Annotated in this window: 14 protein-coding genes; 11 read left to right on the top strand and 3 right to left on the bottom strand. The window is 52.0% G+C overall.

Translation table 11 applies throughout. The features are described from left to right. Positions 1-254: 254 nt before the first annotated feature. The 10 genes from OB87_RS07405 to OB87_RS07365 all read left to right on the top strand — a co-directional run bounded on the left by OB87_RS07405 (position 255) and on the right by OB87_RS07365 (position 12,948). Positions 255-1,112 (top strand): SDR family oxidoreductase, encoded by an 858-nt coding sequence (locus tag OB87_RS07405; RefSeq protein WP_033568805.1) that lies wholly within the window; start codon positions 255-257, stop codon positions 1,110-1,112. Between the two features lie 317 nt (positions 1,113-1,429). Continuing rightward, the gene (locus OB87_RS20835; RefSeq protein WP_161783613.1) at positions 1,430-1,606 is read left to right on the top strand and encodes a hypothetical protein; all 177 of its coding nucleotides are present in this window, start codon (positions 1,430-1,432) and stop codon (positions 1,604-1,606) included. A gap of 119 nt (positions 1,607-1,725) precedes the next feature. Continuing rightward, positions 1,726-2,088 (top strand): protease inhibitor Inh/omp19 family protein, encoded by a 363-nt coding sequence (locus OB87_RS07400; protein WP_080762629.1) that lies wholly within the window; start codon positions 1,726-1,728, stop codon positions 2,086-2,088. A gap of 16 nt (positions 2,089-2,104) precedes the next feature. Next, a complete protein-coding gene (locus OB87_RS07395; RefSeq protein WP_033568803.1) occupies positions 2,105-3,832 on the top strand; it encodes a type I secretion system permease/ATPase in 1,728 nt (575 codons plus the stop codon). Between the two features lie 13 nt (positions 3,833-3,845). Continuing rightward, positions 3,846-5,192 (top strand): HlyD family type I secretion periplasmic adaptor subunit, encoded by a 1,347-nt coding sequence (locus OB87_RS07390; protein ID WP_033568802.1) that lies wholly within the window; start codon positions 3,846-3,848, stop codon positions 5,190-5,192. A gap of 12 nt (positions 5,193-5,204) precedes the next feature. After that, positions 5,205-6,596, top strand: a complete 1,392-nt coding sequence (locus tag OB87_RS07385) for a TolC family outer membrane protein (RefSeq protein ID WP_033568801.1) — start codon at positions 5,205-5,207, stop codon at positions 6,594-6,596. A gap of 222 nt (positions 6,597-6,818) precedes the next feature. Beyond that, complete coding sequence (locus OB87_RS07380; protein ID WP_033568800.1) at positions 6,819-8,264, top strand: serralysin family metalloprotease; 1,446 nt, start codon at positions 6,819-6,821, stop codon at positions 8,262-8,264. A 151-nt stretch (positions 8,265-8,415) separates the two neighbouring features. Then, positions 8,416-9,861, top strand: a complete 1,446-nt coding sequence (locus OB87_RS07375; protein WP_033568859.1) for a serralysin family metalloprotease — start codon at positions 8,416-8,418, stop codon at positions 9,859-9,861. Between the two features lie 415 nt (positions 9,862-10,276). Next, a complete protein-coding gene (locus OB87_RS07370) occupies positions 10,277-11,710 on the top strand; it encodes a serralysin family metalloprotease (RefSeq protein ID WP_081977364.1) in 1,434 nt (477 codons plus the stop codon). Between the two features lie 191 nt (positions 11,711-11,901). After that, entirely contained in the window at positions 11,902-12,948 is a 1,047-nt protein-coding gene (locus OB87_RS07365; protein WP_033568799.1) for a hypothetical protein, read from the top strand. Between the two features lie 86 nt (positions 12,949-13,034). Here OB87_RS07365 and OB87_RS07360 read toward each other — a convergent pair whose 3' ends face one another. The 3 genes from OB87_RS07360 to OB87_RS07350 form a co-directional block, all read right to left on the bottom strand. Continuing rightward, complete coding sequence (locus OB87_RS07360; protein WP_033568798.1) at positions 13,035-14,903, bottom strand: potassium transporter Kup; 1,869 nt, start codon at positions 14,901-14,903, stop codon at positions 13,035-13,037. A gap of 258 nt (positions 14,904-15,161) precedes the next feature. Beyond that, positions 15,162-16,283: an ABC transporter substrate-binding protein gene (locus OB87_RS07355; protein ID WP_033568797.1), complete on the bottom strand. Its 1,122-nt coding sequence runs from the start codon at positions 16,281-16,283 to the stop codon at positions 15,162-15,164. Between the two features lie 191 nt (positions 16,284-16,474). Then, a complete protein-coding gene (locus OB87_RS07350) occupies positions 16,475-17,035 on the bottom strand; it encodes a TetR/AcrR family transcriptional regulator (protein ID WP_033568796.1) in 561 nt (186 codons plus the stop codon). Positions 17,036-17,469: 434 nt separating this feature from the next. Here OB87_RS07350 and OB87_RS07345 point away from each other — a divergent pair, with 434 nt between their 5' ends. Next, complete coding sequence (locus OB87_RS07345; RefSeq protein ID WP_033568795.1) at positions 17,470-18,096, top strand: TetR/AcrR family transcriptional regulator; 627 nt, start codon at positions 17,470-17,472, stop codon at positions 18,094-18,096. Positions 18,097-18,137 lie beyond the last annotated feature (41 nt).

Raw genomic sequence — 18,137 nt, 5'->3', positions numbered from 1 at the left:
GTGCGATGTGACTGAAACTAAAAAACCGGCAGGTCGATTATCTTACAGATTACCCGGCAGCATACCTGCAGGAAGCCGATGGTGAGCATTCTGTGATGGTGTCGTCGTTTTTATTTGATACTAACATTTGTGTTAGTACTTACTAAAAGTAAGTTTTGGTCATATGCTGCTGGCACGAACTTCAACTTGCTATGACGTCGAGTCGGTTCAGGTTGAAGAAGGGCACAGGGTTTTCTCATTAACAGGAGTTCGTTATGTTTGCGATTACAGGAGCAACCGGTCAGTTGGGCCGTCTGGTGATTGATTCGCTGGTGAAGTCAGTACCGGCAGAACAGATCGTTGCGGTCGTGCGCGATCCGGCCAAAGCCAGCGCGTTGGCCGCACAGGGCATTCATGTAAGACATGGCGATTATGACCGGCCGGATACGCTGGTCAGCGCGTTAAGTGGGGTAGACAAGCTGCTTCTGATTTCATCAAGTGAAGTCGGTAAGCGTGAAACTCAGCATAAGGCAGTGATCGACGCGGCGAAAAAAGCCGGTGTTGGCTTGATTGCTTACACCAGTCTGCTGCACGCGGATACCTCGGCATTGGGGTTGGCGGTGGAGCATCTGGCGACCGAAAGTGCATTGCGTGACGCTGGCATTCCCCATGTTATTTTACGTAATGGCTGGTATACCGAAAACTACGCTGCCAGCATCGCACCAGCGCTGGCGCACAGTGCGTTTATCGGGGCGGCTGGCGAAGGGCGGATTGCCTCCGCGGCGCGTAGCGATTATGCGCAAGCGGCCGCAATCGTACTGCAACTGAATGGCCAGGAAGGGAAAGTCTATGAGCTGGCCGGTGATAACAGTTACACGCTGGCGGAGTTTACCGCAGAAGTTGCGAAGCAGAGCGGCAAACCGGTGCAATATGTCAACCTGCCCCAGGCGGACTTTGCCAACGCGCTGAAAGGCGCGGGATTACCGGACTTCCTGGCTGATATGTTGGCGGATTCTGACGCTGGCGCGGAAAAAGGCGGACTGTTTGACGACAAAAATGTGCTGGCCGGGTTGCTGGGTCGCCCGACGACCCCCTACGCTGAAGTCATCCGCGCGACGTTAGCGTCTCTGTAATTTGTTTTCATGTTATTAAGCGTGATGGCGTGTCTGGTGACAGAAGCGCCACTTTTTATCCTGCCAATTTTCCCTTCTGCGATGTTCTGTGTGGTTTTTTTTTGTGGCCTGAACGTATGGTAATGAAACGTCGATTTTCCTGACAGAATCTTGTCATTTTATTTCTGTTTTACTAACCTATTTGTGTTGTCAGCCTGGGCCGCATTTTTATTTGATAAACGCGCTACGAGAATATTCACTGTCAATAAGACAAAAATCTTCAACGAGAAGAAAGTGAATTGCTTGGCGTTTAAGGCGAATTTCATGGAGGAAATATTATGGCTTTATATGGAAAGAAAACCGTTCTTTCTTCCGCGTCACCCAGTGGCTATACCGGTGGGGCAGACGGCTATCACTTACCCAATGGCGGCGTGGCCGGTGATTTGCCCGCTATGTCACAACCGGTACGCGACCAAAAGATCCAAGGCAATTTTTCGCTTGTCTTCATTTCCTGATTAATTGAATACCGGCAGGTATTTTCCCGCGTTGGGATACGCCTGCCGTTATTCATGTATTTAACAAGATAGTTTCAATTATTAAACGCGTTCACTGATGACCGAATGATGGAAATATCATGAAACAACTTATTATTGCGACATTATTGAGTGCACTGAGTGGAGGATGTATGGCGAGCAGTTTGAGATTGCCGTCCGCGGCGGAAATGAGCGGGCAATGGGTATTGAGTGGCGCGGAACAGCATTGTGATATCCGCTTGAATACGGATGTGCTTGACGGCACGACCTGGCGGTTGGCTGGCGACAGTGCCTGTCTGCAAAAATTGCTGCCGGAAGCACCGGTTGGTTGGCGGCCCACACCCGACGGTTTAACGCTGACGCAGCAAGACGGTTCGGCCGTGGCGTTTTTCAGCCGCAATCGTGATCACTACGAACACAAGCTGGCTGACGGCAGTGTTCGCACCCTGAAAAAGAAAGCCTGAGGGAGAGTGCTCTGCCGTGAATGCTTCCTCTGAGCGAGATCGTTCGTTGTTCGGCGTGCTGCGCCAGTTCCGCCGCAGTTTCTGGAGTGTCGGGATTTTCAGCGCCGTCATCAATATACTGATGCTGGCACCTTCGGTGTATATGCTTCAGGTGTATGACCGGGTGCTGGCATCTGGCAACGGTATAACCCTGCTGATGCTGACGTTATTGATGGCGGGACTGTGTGCTTTTATGGGCGCGCTGGAATGGGTTCGTAGTCTGTTGGTAGTGAGACTGGGCACCCGGATCGATCTGGCGCTCAATCAGGATGTCTTCAATGCGGCGTTTGCCCGTAATCTGGAAGCTGGCGATAGCCGTGCCGGGCTGGCGTTGACCGATCTGACGTTGTTACGCCAGTTTATTACCGGTAATGCGCTGTTTGCTTTCTTTGACGTGCCCTGGTTTCCGTTGTTCTTGCTGGTGCTGTTTTTGTTGCACCCCTGGCTGGGGATGTTGGCGCTAGGTGGCACCGTGGTGCTGGTGGCGCTGACCTGGCTGAACCAGCGCCTGACCAATCAACCGCTGGCGGAAGCCAATCAGCAATCACAACAAGCGACCCACCTGGCGGACGCCCAGCTACGTAATGCCGATGTTATCGAAGCAATGGGAATGCTGGGCAATCTGCGTCGGCGCTGGCTGGCGCGTCATTATCGTTTTATTTCTCTTCAGAATCTGGCCAGCGAGCGTGCTGCCGCAGTAGGGGGCGCGTCCAAGTACAGCCGCATTGCGTTGCAGTCGCTGATGTTGGGGCTGGGGGCGTTGCTGGCGATCGACGGTAAGATCACACCGGGGATGATGATTGCTGGTTCGATTCTGGTTGGCCGGGTGCTGAGCCCGATCGATCAGTTAATTGCGGTATGGAAACAGTGGAGCAGCGCGCGCATTGCCTGGCAGCGCCTGACCCGGTTGATTGCCGTCTATCCACCACGTCAGACGACAATGGCGTTGCCTGCGCCGGAAGGGCATCTCGGTGTGGAACAGGTTTCGCTGCGCCCGGCACAGGGCAAAGCCCGACTGCAGAACATTCATTTTTCGCTTCAGGCAGGTGAAACGTTGGTCGTTCTGGGCGCATCTGGATCCGGCAAGTCCTCGCTGGCGCGTTTGCTGGTCGGCGCACAAACCCCCACGCAAGGCAAAGTGCGTTTGGATGGCGCTGATTTAAATCAGGTAGACAAAAACACGTTTGGGCCAGCCATCGGTTATTTGCCGCAGGATGTTCAGCTGTTCAAGGGCACATTGGCGGAAAATATTGCCCGTTTTGGCGACGCCGACCCGGAGAAGGTGGTGGCTGCCGCGAAGCTGGCGGGTGTGCATGAGCTGATTTTATCGTTGCCCAATGGTTATGACACCGAATTGGGCGATGGCGGCAGCGGTTTGTCTGGTGGTCAACGGCAGCGCATTGGCCTGGCACGCGCGATGTACGGTGACCCTTGCTTGCTGATTCTGGATGAACCGAATGCCAGCCTCGATAGCGAAGGCGATCAGGCGTTGATGCAGGCGATTGTTGCGTTGCAGAAGCGGGGGGCGACCGTGGTGCTGATCACCCATCGCCCGGCATTAACGACGCTGGCACAAAAAATTCTGATTCTCCATGAGGGCCAGCAGCAGCGAATGGGATTGGCGCGAGATGTGCTGACAGAACTGCAGCAGCGTAGTGCCGCCAATCAGGCCCGGATGACGCCCCCGGCCGCAATGCCGCAATGACAGGGATCTCGCGATGACAGGTATGGATATAACCCCCCAAGATGAATTGAACGAAGCGGCAATGCGCGATCGTGCCAGCCGTGATGAAGCACGGGCGCTGCGGTTAGGATGGTGGCTGGTGCTCGCCGGTTTTGGCGGTTTTTTACTGTGGGCGCTGTTGGCACCGCTGGATAAAGGGGTCGCGGTACAAGGCAATGTTGTGGTGTCCGGCAATCGCAAAGTGATCCAGCACATGCAGGGCGGCATAGTCGACCGGATTCAGGTGAAAGAGGGCGATCGCGTTGCGGCAGGCCAGGTGCTGCTGACGCTGAATGCGGTAGATGCGCGTACCACCAGCGAAGGACTGGGTTCCCAATATGATCAGCTGATCGCCCGCGAAGCCCGTCTGCTGGCGGAGCAGAGTAATCAGTCATCGCTGGTGGCAACTTCGCGCCTGATTCAGGCGCGTCAGCGACCGGAAATGGCCGCTATCATCGCGTTGCAGGAAGATCTGCTGCGTAGCCGTCAGCAAGCGTTAAAGCTTGAAACCGAAGGGATCCGCGCCAGTATTGATGGCCTGGAGATGTCGCTTGGGGCGTTGCAAAAGGTGATGACCAGCAAGCAGTCTGAGCAGGCGACGTTGAGCCAGCAGTTGCAGGGGTTGCGGCCGTTGGCGGCGGATAACTATGTTCCGCGGAATAAAATGCTGGAAACGGAACGGTTGTTTGCGCAGGTCAGTGGTGAACTGGCCCAGACCAGCGGCGAAGTCGGGCGAACCCGGCGTGATATCCAGCAGCAGAAATTGCGTATCGCCCAGCGTCAGCAAGAGTATGACAAAGAGGTCAACAGCGAGTTGTCCGATGTGCAGGCCAAGCTGAATGAAGTGATCAGTCAGCGCGAAAAGGCGGATTTCAATCTGGCTAATGTGCAGGTGCGTGCGCCGGTTGCTGGCACCGTGGTGGACATGAAGATCTTCACCGAAGGCGGGGTAATCGCACCAGGGCAAGTCATGATGGAAATTGTTCCTGAAGATCAGCCGTTGCTGGTGGATGGGCGTATCCCGGTAGAAATGGTGGACAAAGTGTGGTCTGGGCTGCCAGTGGAGTTGCAATTCACCGCATTTAGCCAAAGCACCACGCCTCGGGTGCCGGGAACGGTGACCCTGCTTTCCGCTGACCGACTGGTGGACGAAAAAGATGGCACGCCGTACTACAGCTTGCGTATTCAGGTGAGTGAAGAAGGCAAGCGTTCGTTGCATGGGTTGGAAATTAAACCGGGTATGCCGGTGCAAGGGTTTGTCCGCACCGGAGAACGCTCGTTTATCAACTATCTGTTTAAACCCCTGATGGATCGTATGCATCTGGCCTTGACGGAAGAGTAACGGAAGGAAGCCATGCGAAGGAAAGTTGTATTACTGACAGTCATGTTATCCCTGCTGACCGGGGAAAGTGCCCAGGCGATGGGGCTACTGGATGCGTGGGAGTTGGCGCTACGCAATGATGCACAACTGCGGGCGGCCGGTTTCGAGCGGGATGCCGGACAGGAGGAAGTGGCGATTGGCCGTGCGGGATTGTTGCCATCGCTGCAATATAGCTATGGCGCTAATTACAGTCATTCCAAGGTAACGCAACGCGACCGGACGGTGAATAACACGACGAAACGTGATTACGATAACTACGTCTCGACGTTGACGTTGCGTCAGCCGCTGCTGGACTATGCCGCCTGGGCGCGTTACCAGCAGGGTGTCACCCGCAAACTGATGGCCGATCAACGATTTCGCGATCGCAGTCAGGATCTGATGGTGCGTCTCTATCAGTCCTGGAGTGAAGCATTACTGGCACAGGAAAAACTGATGCTGCTGGATGCGCAGCGCCGTGCTTATCAGGAACAACTGGCGTTGAACCGTCGCCTGTTAGCCGCAGGGGAAGGGACACAAACCGACCTGCGCGAAACGGAGGCACGTTACACTGTCACTCAGGCGCAACGTATCGAGCAGGAAGATACGCTGGATGCTGCCATGACCGACCTGGAAAACATGATAGGTTCGCCGCTGCAAATTCAGGATCTGTCGCCGCTGGCGTTGAACGAGCTGCCGGACAACGTCACCGAAAATCGTTCGCTGTCGCAATGGCGTGAACTGGCGGTGCGGCATAACGCTAAGTTGGCGGTGCAGCGTGAAAACGTCGATTACAGCCGCTATGAAATCGAACGTAACCGTGCCGGGCATTTGCCAACATTGGATCTGGTGGCGTCCACGCGCAGCAGCCTGTCGGAGTCTGAATACAACTACAACCAGAAATATGATACTCAAACCGTTGGTTTGCAGATGCGCGTGCCGCTGTATTCCGGTGGTTCTGTTTCTGCCTCGATGCGTCAGGCGACGGCGGAATACGCACAAAGTCAGGCGGAATTGGATAACCAGACCCGACAAACCTTTGCCGAGTTGCGTCGTCAATTCAACCTGTGTACCAACGGGGCGGCTAAAATCCAGGCCTGGCAGATGAGTGTGGCTGCCGCCGAGGAAGCGATCCGGGCTACGCGGCAAAGTGTTGCGGGCGGTGAACGTATCAATCTGGATGTACTGATGGCGGAACAAGAGTGGTACAACGCCCGCCGCGAACTGACAGAGGTCAAATATCGCTGGTTACAGGCATGGCTGAATTTGCGTTATACCGCCGGTACGCTAAATGAGCAGGATATGATGCAACTGGCGGCATGGTTTCAGGCTGCGCATCCAATAAATAAAAATGGAATGAATTCGGCTACCGGGAATAAAGCGAATTAACGGTAACCTTTTGCGTTAAATATTGTTCCTACGGAACTGATTGTTTCTGCGAAAATTGATTATTGTTTCCACAAAATTGATTGTCGTTGCCACGAAATTTCTTTCGCAGCTTGCTGCGAGGGATGGGTATGTCATTAATTCGCTGTGTGATAGTGGGCAGTGATTTAATGGCGAAACAAGGCATTCTGACAGTAATACGTCAGACTTTATGGAAGAAGTGATATGCAACAAAACGAAAGCGCTTCGTTAAATACCTCTGCTGCGGCTGCCAGGGCAGGCAGTTATACCGGCTATGCCGATGTGTATGATTTTTGGTTTTACCATCAGCGTGGCGACGGCCTGACTGTCAATGGCAAACCGTCGTATACCACCGATAAGGCGGTCAGCGAGGGGTTAACTCGGCCTAATACCACCTGGAATGGTGATAACGTATTCGGCAAAGCTGCGAATCTGACTTATTCGTTTCTGGACACGTTTAGCTCGACGCCGAACGGCCATACCGGACCGGTAAAATTTACACCGGTACAGATGGAGCAGGCTAAGCTGTCATTGCAATCCTGGGCGGATGTGGCAAACCTGACGTTTACCGAAGTCAGCCCTAATCAAAAAGCGAACATTACGTTTGTTAACTACACCCGTAATGCCGACGGTAGCCTGAATACAGATACTCAGGCCTATGCGGCTTATCCTGGCACCCATCCGGTATCCGGCAGCGCCTGGTTTAACTACAACCAATCCAGTATTCGTAACCCAGATACCGATGAGTATGGACGTCATTCGTTCACCCATGAAATCGGCCATACATTGGGGTTGAGCCACCCGGCGGAATACAATGCTGGTGAAGGGGACATCAGTTACAAAAACAGTGCAGCTTATGCAGAAGACTCCCGTCAGTTCAGCATCATGAGTTATTGGGAAGTGGAAAATACCGGTGGTGACTTCAAAGGTCACTACTCGGCAGGACCGCTGATGGATGATATCGCCGCGATCCAGAAATTGTACGGCGCTAACATGACCACCCGCACCGGTGATACCGTTTATGGCTTCCACTCCAATACCGATCGTGATTTTTATACCGCAACCGATAGCAGCAAAGCGCTGGTTTTCTCGGTATGGGATGCGGGTGGCAACGATACATTCGACTTCTCCGGCTACAGCAATAACCAGCGCATCAACTTGAATGAAGGTTCTTTCTCGGATGTTGGTGGGCTGAAAGGCAACGTATCTGTCGCACACGGTGTAACCATCGAAAATGCGATTGGTGGGTCCGGTAACGATTTGCTTATCGGTAACAGCGCAGACAACGTATTACAGGGGGGCGCTGGTGATGATGTGCTGTATGGCAGCCTGGGTGCGGATACACTGACCGGCGGTGCCGGGCGTGACATCTTCGTCTACGGTAACGGGCAGGACTCTACCGCATCAGCGTATGACTGGGTTACCGATTTCCAGACCGGCATAGATAAGATTGACCTGTCGGCGTTCCGCAATCAGGGACAGTTGAACTTTGTACAGGATCAGTTCACTGGTCAGGGTCAGGAAGTGATGCTGCAATGGGATTCATCCAGCAACGTGACTAATTTGTGGCTGCATGAGGCAGGCCACAGCTCAGTGGATTTTCTGGTACGCATTGTTGGCCAGGCTACGCAATCCGATATTATTGTGTAATCAACCACTGAAAATATTAAACAGGGTGGGTTAACGACCCTGTTTAAATAAGATTTCAACGGGAATCTTATTATCATGTCATTCTGGCAGGGTGTTGTTCGCCCTGAATAAGGAGTGACAGTAATTCGTTATGTTATTTCTAGAGGATTTTATGGGAAAAAATCTGTCTTCACGTCAAGATGACGCTCAACACGCATTATCTGCATCTGCGAATACCAGCAGCGCGTATAATTCTGTCTATGACTTTCTGCATTATCACGAGCGTGGTGATGGTTTGAGCGTCAATGGCAAAACATCTTATTCTGTCGACCAAGCGGCTGCACAAATTACCCGTGAGAACGTCAGCTGGAATGGCAACAACGTTTTTGGTAAATCAGCCAATCTGACGTTTAAGTTTTTGCAGTCGGTCAATGCCATTCCATCCGGTGATACCGGGTTTGTAAAATTTAATCCAGAACAGGTTGAGCAGGCGAAACTGGCGCTGCAATCCTGGTCGGATGTGGCTAATCTGACATTCACTGAAGTAACGGGAAATCAGTCAGCCAATATCACCTTTGGTAACTATACGCGTGATGCGAATGGTAATCTGGATTATGGCACGCAGGCTTATGCCTATTATCCAGGTAATTATCAGGGCGCGGGGAGTAGCTGGTACAATTATAACCAGTCTAATGTCCGCAATCCGGGGTCGGAAGAGTATGGCCGTCAGACATTCACCCACGAAATTGGTCATGCACTCGGTCTGGCGCACCCTGGTGAATACAACGCTGGCGAAGGCGATCCGTCTTATCACGATGCCGTGTATGCAGAAGATAGCTACCAGTTCAGCATCATGAGTTACTGGGGCGAGAACGAAACCGGCGCTGACTACAATGGTCACTATGGCGGTGCGCCGATGATTGATGACATCGCGGCAATTCAGCGTTTGTACGGTGCCAACATGACCACCCGCACCGGTGATAGCGTGTATGGCTTCCACTCTAATACAGACCGTGATTTTTATACCGCAACCGATAGCAGCAAAGCGCTGATTTTCTCGGTATGGGATGCGGGTGGCAACGATACGTTCGACTTCTCTGGCTACAGTAACAACCAGCGTATCAACCTGAATGAAGGCTCGTTCTCGGATGTTGGCGGATTAAAAGGCAATGTGTCGATCGCCCACGGTGTGACCATTGAAAATGCGATTGGCGGTTCCGGTAACGATCTTCTGGTGGGTAACAGCGCTGACAACATACTGCAAGGCGGCGCGGGTAACGACGTGCTGTACGGTGGTGCCGGTGCCGATACGCTGTACGGCGGTGCCGGGCGTGATACGTTTGTTTATGGCAGTGGTCAGGACTCCACCGTTGCAGCGTATGACTGGATCGCTGATTTCCAGAAAGGTATTGATAAAATCGACCTGTCAGCGTTCCGCAGCGAAGGCCAACTGAGCTTTGTTCAGGACCAGTTCACTGGAAACGGCCAGGAAGTGATGTTGCAGTGGGATGCGGCCAACAGCGTCACCAACCTGTGGGTGCATGAAGCGGGTCACAGCTCGGTAGATTTCCTGGTACGAATTGTCGGTCAGGCAACACAGTCCGATATTATTGTGTAATGATATTCTAAGAATATTGCCCAGGGCAGTTTATCTGCCCTGTTTAATAAATTATCTCGCATGGCTAAAAGTTTATTTACGAAATGGTTTTACATCGATTTTAATTTTAATGAAAAAAAGCAATCGTTTCCCTTTTTTATTTCCATCATTCAAATAACTTATTTCACCTTAATCAATTAGCGGAATAGCAAAATCGTGCGTTAAATACTCGTTAAATGAAAAAATAACCAACAATCCTTTACAAAAACATTACAGTGTCTTATATAAATAATTAGCACCAGTGACGGTGCTTTTTGTCTCTATTCTATATTGTTAACTTATATGCTGAAAAATGCCATTGAATTGGCAGAGGTGTCTTTTTCTTAAAATTTAATGGCTATGAAATTTTCTGATTATTTATACCAATGAGGGTTTTATGGAAAAAAATCTGTCTTCACGTGATGATGACGCGTTGCATTCATTATCCGCTAGCAGCAACTATGATTCTGTTTATGATCTGCTGCATTATCACGAGCGGGGCAATGGCTTAACGATTAACGGCAAACCATCTTATTCCATTGAAGATGCAGGTGAGCAAATTACCCGTGATGACATCACGTGGAATGGCTCGAATGTATTTGGCAAATCCGCCAATTTGACCTTCAAGTTTCTACAGTCGGCGCGTTCTACACCGGATGGTGATACCGGGTTTGTCAAATTCAATGCGGCACAGGTTGCCCAGGCCAAGCTGGCATTACAGTCCTGGTCGGATCTGGCCAACATCACCTTCACGGAAGTGACAGGGAATCAGTCGGCCAACGTCACCTTTGGTAACTATACCCGTGACTCCAGCGGCCGCCTGGATTACGGCACACAGGCTTACGCCTATCTGCCGGGCAGTGGCAGTGCGTCTGGCACCACCTGGTACAACTACAATGTGGACAACATTCGCAGCCCGGACAAAATGGAGTACGGCCGTCAGACGCTGACGCATGAAATCGGCCATGCGCTGGGTCTGAACCATCCGGGCGACTATAACGCGGGCGAAGGGAACCCCAGCTACAGTGATGTGACCTATGCCGAAGATACCCGCCAGTTCAGTATCATGAGCTACTGGAGTGAGAAAAATACCGGTGGGGATTTCAACGGTCATTATGCTGCCGGTCCGATGCTGGATGATATCGCCGCCATTCAGCGCCTGTACGGTGCCAACATGACCACCCGTACCGGTGATAGCGTGTATGGCTTCAACTCCAACACCGACCGCGATTTCTACACCGCGACCAGCAGCAGCAAAGCGCTGATTTTCTCGGTATGGGATGCCGGTGGTAACGATACGTTCGACTTCTCTGGTTACAGTAACAACCAGCGTATCAACCTGAACGAAGGCTCCTTGTCTGATGTTGGTGGGTTGAAAGGTAACGTGTCAATCGCGCACGGTGTAACCATTGAAAACGCCATTGGTGGCTCCGGCAATGATTTGCTGATCGGTAACAATGCAGACAACGTGCTACAAGGGGGGGCCGGTAACGATACCTTATACGGAGGGGGGGGGGCAGATCGTCTGTATGGCGGCAGTGGCCGAGATACCTTTGTGTATACCGCGGTATCTGACTCCAAAGTGTCAGCACCTGACTGGATTCTCGATTTCCAATCTGGCACCGATAAAATCGACTTGTCTGCGCTGAACACCGGCAATAATCTGCACTTTGTTAATCAGTTCAGTGGCAGCGGCGGTGAGATGATGATCAATTGGGATTCGTCAGCCAACGTCAGCAATCTTTATCTGAACCTCGATAACAATACCTCGCCAGAATTCCTGGTGAAAATTGTGGGTCAGGTATCACAGACTGCTGATTTCGTTGTGTAATCGCTGATCGCTGAGGGCGGGTTCTCCGCCCTTTTTCCTTAATGTCTGTTTAGTTACAACATACTATTATCTTTACTCCCTGTCTCTCGCCGGTAACACTGGTATGCTTATCGCTGAACAGGGCGGAAAAGGCGGATATTGCTTCGCTGAGTCTGATGGCAGGAATGACATTACCGACAAGGATTAATTATATGATATATCGTGGAATTGTTTATGACGTTGGTCTGAGATTCACGCCGGATAATCCTTATTCTGTTGAGCATTTCGATGCGGAGCTTGTGGCGCATGATGTACAGACTATCGCAACTCACATGCACGCGAATACCATCCGTATCGAAGGAGAAGAGATTGATCGTCTGCTGGTGGCATCACGAATGGCACATGCCGCTGGGCTGACCGTGTTTTTCAACCCATGGAAAATGAATGTACCTGTTGCCGACTTACCCGCCTATTTTGCGCAGGCGGCGCTCGCAGCGGAGCAATTAAGGAATGAAGGGGTTGATCTTATCTTCGTTGCTGGTTGTGAAATGAGTCTGTTCAATGAGGGTATTCTTGACGGCTCATCTATCGCGCAGCGTGTGCAGGGGATTATTGCGCTTAGCACGGCGAAACAAGCCGGAGATAACGACGTAGAGCTCGCCAGAATGGAGAGGCTTAATAACGCGCTGGCTCAGATTGTTGCCAGGGTACGCGAAACATTTACCGGCCGAGTGACGTACTCTGCCGGGATGTGGGAAACGGTTGACTGGAGTTTGTTCGACATGGTTGGCATCGACCATTACCGAAGCAACGAGTCGGCTGAAGAATACACGAAAGCACTCGATCCTTACCGGCTGAATAAACCATTAGTGGTGATGGAAGTCGGCTCTTGTGCCTATGAAGGCGCCGGTAAACTGGGTGCTGGAGGTTTCATGCGTCTGGAAGGGGTTAACCCTGACGGAACGGGGATCTTTACGGATGGCATCGTACCTACCCGCAGTGAATATGAGCAGGCCAACTACGTTGAAGAACAATTGCAACTTCTGACAAATGCCGGTATCGATGGGGTATTCATTTATGTCTTTTCCTTCCCGACCTTTCCCTATGCCGAAGGGGCGCGTGACTTTGACATGATGAGCTTTTCCCTTGTCAAAACCTATCCGGCAGCACACCCCAACGCGGGGAAAATGCCGCCCTGGGAGCCGAAGCAAGCGTTCTTTAGCGTAGCCAGGCGCTACAAGGCACTGGCTGAAAAATAACCTAATGGTATTAGATTCGTGCCAGGCAGGCCTCAAGCACAGGCTTGGGGCCTTTCAGTTATCAAATGGGTGACACGAGCTGGCTATCAAATGGCGATGCGTCGACCGATCTCGATCACCTGATTTCCCGGTAGCTGGTAGTATTCCGTGACATGCAGGCTATTTCGCATCATCCAGCCGAACAGATAAGATTGCCAGCGCGGCAGAGCATCCGCTCCGTCTTTGGCGACAATCGACTCATGACCGATGTAATAGGTCACAGATTCATGATCGATACAGGCTTGCAGCGGCGGCGTTTGCTTGAGCAGTTCGGGAATATTGGGTTTCTCCATAAACCCGTAGTAGGCCACACCTTGCCAGAAACCGGGCAGTTTTTCGGTTAACACCAGTTTGTCCTCTTCTCTGACACGCGGCACATCCAACACCTGAATGGTCAGGGCGATGATCTTGTCATGCAAGGCCTGATTCCGTTTGACATGCCAGCGCATGACCGGCGGTGCGACATTTTGCACACGCGTTAAAAATACGGCGACGCCCGGCACGCGAGAAATACCATCGGCCCGCAGTGATGAAAGGAACTCGTCTACCGACAGCGTTTTCTCCGCCACACTCTGCGATACGCGAGTAACCCCCTGACGCCAGATAAACATCACGCAGAAAATCAGCATCGCCAGTAGCAGCGGAACATAGCCGCCCTCAAACACTTTCAGCATATTGGCGACGCAGAATCCCACATCAATCAGGATGAAAATAGCGGTGATGCTGAAACTCAGCATCTTGTTCCAGTGCCAAATCTTACGCATTGCCATATACAGCAACAGTGTGGTCATCAGCATCGTAATGGAAACGGCAATGCCATAAGCGGCGGCCAGCCGCTCTGAAGATTGGAAGAAAATCGCCAGACTCAGGGTGACCGCCATTAATAACCAGTTGACGGTGCCCAAATAGATTTGCCCATAGCTTTGCTCTGCCGTCTGGGTGATTTTCATTCTGGGCAACCAACCAAGCTGAATCGCCTGTCGGGTCATGGAGAACGCCCCGGAGATAATCGCCTGACTGGCAATAATAGTAGCCAGGGTGGCGAGAATAACTAACGGTATTTGCAACGCGGGAGGGCACAGGCGGTAAAAAATATTATTGTTGGCATCGCTACCGGATAAGATAAATGCCGCCTGACCGGCATAATTGAGCAGCAGGCAAGGGAGCGCTATCGTATACCAGGCAATCCAGATAGGTTTCCGGCCAAAATGCCCCATATCGGCATACAACGCTTCCGCCCCAGTGACACACAGAAACACACCGCCCAGAATCAGCAGCCCAATATGTCCGTGGGTGGCAAAAAACGTCAACGCGTAAACCGGGTTCAACGCCAAGAGCACAGCGGGATAATCAATGATGCTCTTGATCCCCAACAGAGCCAACGTCGCAAACCATAGCAGCATCACCGGTGCGAAAAATTGACTGATTTTAGCCGTGCCCAGTGGCTGAATGGCAAAGATGAGAACCAGTAGAACCAGCGTCATTGGCAGAATGTAATTAGCCGTTTCCGGGAAAACCAGTTCCAACCCCTCCAGCGCCGACAACACCGAAATAGCGGGGGTGATCGCGCCGTCGCCATAGATAAAGGCCGCCCCCAGTAGCCCGGCAGCAATAATCCATTTCTGACGCTTAACCTGGTTATTTTGTAGCAACGACATCAATGCCAGTACGCCGCCTTCACCTTTGTTGTCAATCCGCATGGCGAACAACGCGTACTTGATGGAAGTGACGATGATCAACGTCCAGAACAATGTGGAAAGCAGACCCAGAATGGTTTCCGGCCGGGCCGAATCACCAGCCAGTTGGATCACGGTATTGAAGGTATAAAGTGGGCTGGTTCCGATATCACCAAAGACAATGCCCAATGCGGAAATAGCCAACAAACCTGGTGATTTTTCTTGCTGCGTATGTGTCATATGCACATCCCAGTGAAGGATTATAATCAGGAAAAGTGCCGTGCAATCATAGTGTAGTCTGTTATATCTCCCCGGATGTGATGAAGCCGGAAATTCTGGATAACATCAGAAAACATAAAGTAACGTGAAGCGCGATAAAGCCTGGCTTACCAATGGGAAGTGGTTTTCTACGAAGATAAAAAAGGGATTCCGAGACACATCGGAATCCCTGGCAACTGCGCGGTATGTCATACACGCACGTGTTACGTGGCGGATAACTTAATGCGGCAGCGCCTGTTCCGGATGAAGGCCGAGCCAGCCCGGCGACGGTTCGCCTTTAACTTCGCCCAGATACAGACCGATCTGCGCTCTGAAGCGTTCAACGGCCGCCCGGTCGCTCATGAAACGCTCAAACGCTTCCGGGCTGGCATTCTTGTATTCCCAGATGTGCTTGTAACCGGTCGGCGGTGTGACATCGGTGCGAACTGACCACATATACCAAACATCGGTTTGCGTTTTCGGGTCCAGCAGCCAGCTCAGATACAGCCTGGCAGATTCCGGGTGCTTGGCCTGCTTGAATATAGCCGCGCGCTGCGCCCAGGCGACAAACGGGTCTTGCACCGGCAGCACAAAGCGGGAATTGGCTTTGCCATCAGGAACCAGCGCGCCGTCAGTGGAGAAGGTTACCGCGGACGTGCCGCTTTCCACATCGTCAGCCGGTGCCTGGGTGCCACGCACGTAAACCGGCTCTTGTTCGCTGAATTTCGCTACATAGTCCCAGCCGTATTTATCCACTACCTGTTTGAACCAGAACAGAACCGCATCATCGTCGTTCGGGTAGGTGACGACGATTTTCCCTTTCAGATCTGGTCGCAGGTAGTCATTGGCTTCACGCGGCCAGGCTTTCTGGTCGACCAGTTTGGTGTTGACCACGTTGCTGAACGCATCGACGAAAACGCCGGTCCAGGCACCGTCCTGATCCCTGAATGCTGGCCAGATCTTGTCCCAACCGACCGGTTTATAGTTCAGCAGTGCGCCTTCTTTTTTCCAGCGTGGATAATCCTGCAACGTCTGTAACTGTACAACGTCCGGAATCAGGCTGTCGGTAGCCAGTTGGTTGTCGATGCGGGCGTCATGAAACTTGCTGTAATCCACGATGACATTCAACGTCATGCCCGGAAAGCGCTTTTCGAATGCCTGCTTGATGCCATCCTGCTGGCCTGGGGTATCACCACCAGCATAGACCGTGAGCACACCGCCTTCTCTCAGTGCGCTCTGGTAAATCTGGTCCAGCGAGCGCTGTTCCGGCGTGGTGGCGGCATACCCTGAAAAGGCGGCCGAGCCTCCCGCGAGAGCCAGCATCAGCCCGGCTGCCTTCATCGCGTTATTTACATTCTTCATACGATAGTCCTTGGTTACGTGTAGGAACTTTTCCCCATGCAGGTACTTTTCCCGTGTAGGTACTGCTCCAGTTTTACCGGTCGTTTATTACCGGCAAAGCCATGCCTGCCGGGGCAGTTAGCCACCCCGGAGGTATAGGTTTCGTTTCAATTTCAATAGTGCCGGGTGACGGTGACCCGTACAGATGTGCCTTAAGGGCCGATAGCGGATCGGTTGGTGACGATGGCGTGAAACGCTGCCCGAATAACATTCGCATCCGGCAAGTCATCGACGCCACTCAGAATGCCGCGCATCAGCCAGGCATCGGTGAACGATACCGCCGCTTGTGATACCGGGCGGCTGAAACCGAAATGCTCGCGCAATATCGTCTCATGAGCATGGAGCCACTCGGCAGCGTGTGGCCGCAGGAGAGGGCGGGATACTGCGGCGACGAACAGTTCGTACTCACGCGTTAGCCTTGAGCGCTCGCTAATAGTCCAGAAGACGAAATCAGTCAGGATCTCAGCAGGATCGTCGGTTCCACGCAGAGAAAGCCAATGCCGGGTGCTGCTCTCAAAGTCTTCAATCGCCTGATGCATCACCGCAACCAGCAGGTCATCCAACGTTTTAAAGTGGTAGGTGGTGGCACCCAGCGACATCTGCGCCTCTTCAGCGACTGCCCGGTGTGTACAGGCGTGCAGGCCATCACGCCGAATGATGGTCGCCGCGCTGCGTATCAGTTGTTCTGCTGTGATTTCGCTTTTCGATCTCATGGTTCCTCTCCGGGCATCAGCGGGAACGCCAGCCCACGATAAAGCTGGGTTGGCGTTCCGTAATCTGGCCTGCATCGTATCCTTGCCGACAGTGAGAAGAGAATAGCGTGGATTTGATAGTCTTGCTCAAAAAAACAGAATGGAATTTTAGATCAAAAGACCTAATATTGATTTTTTATCAGAACTTAATTCTATTAAATGTGATAAAAAACCAATTGTAAAAATTTAAATATCTATTTTAATACAAACGTACAAACTTAAGTACTGAACACGCCGCTATCGAAATTCGCCTTATATCGGATGAGGATCGTTGATGCAGCGTGGTTTTGGGGGCAGCCTAAATATGGCATACTGCGATATAATTAAACTGTACTGTCCGGTTACCTAAAAATAACGCTGATTGAACTAACCGGGTAGACACCAGAGGAGGAATAATGCGAACACTGACCGAGGAAAAACGGCAGGCGATTATTGATGCCGCCACTCAACTTTTTCAGGAAACAGGATACGAGCGAGCATCCATGAGTGAAGTCGCTAAACGTGTCGGGGGATCGAAAGCGACGCTCTATAACTACTTCGCGTCAAAGGAAGAATTGTTTGAGACGATCGTCCGTACCTACAGTACACGTTTTCTGACAGAAGCCGCGGCAGAACTCGACACGCCGGAAGCAGGGCCGCTTTCTCTGGAAGAGAAGCTGACGCGTTTTGGCGAGAAAATGATGCTCGTGCTGACTGGTGGAAATCCGGCGCTGCAAATCTATCGTATTGTGGTTGGTGAAGCAGGCCATTCTGACATTGGTGAGTTATTTCAAGGCTCGGGAACGAAAGAAAGCATGACCCGGCTGGCTGATCTCATGGCCGATGCCATGCAAAAATGTGAGCTGACTCAAGCAGACCCCACGTTAAGGGCCAAACAGTTTACGGCATTGGTCAAAGCGGAAGCGGATGCGATGCTGTTGCAACGTGAGCCGCCCGATTGTTCTCCGGCGCAAGTCAGAGAAATGGTGAGAAATGGCGTCGCGCTTTTTCTGCATGGAGCCTCTTTTCAGAAGGGCCAGTAAGACACTCGCAAGCCGGTAGCGTGACTGATTTAGAACCGGCA

It is taken from the genome of Dickeya undicola, from assembly GCF_000784735.1.
GTDB lineage: Bacteria > Pseudomonadota > Gammaproteobacteria > Enterobacterales > Enterobacteriaceae > Dickeya > Dickeya undicola.
The sequence above is the reverse complement of the archived record's forward strand: the minus strand, read 5'-3'. Positions and strand labels throughout refer to the sequence as shown.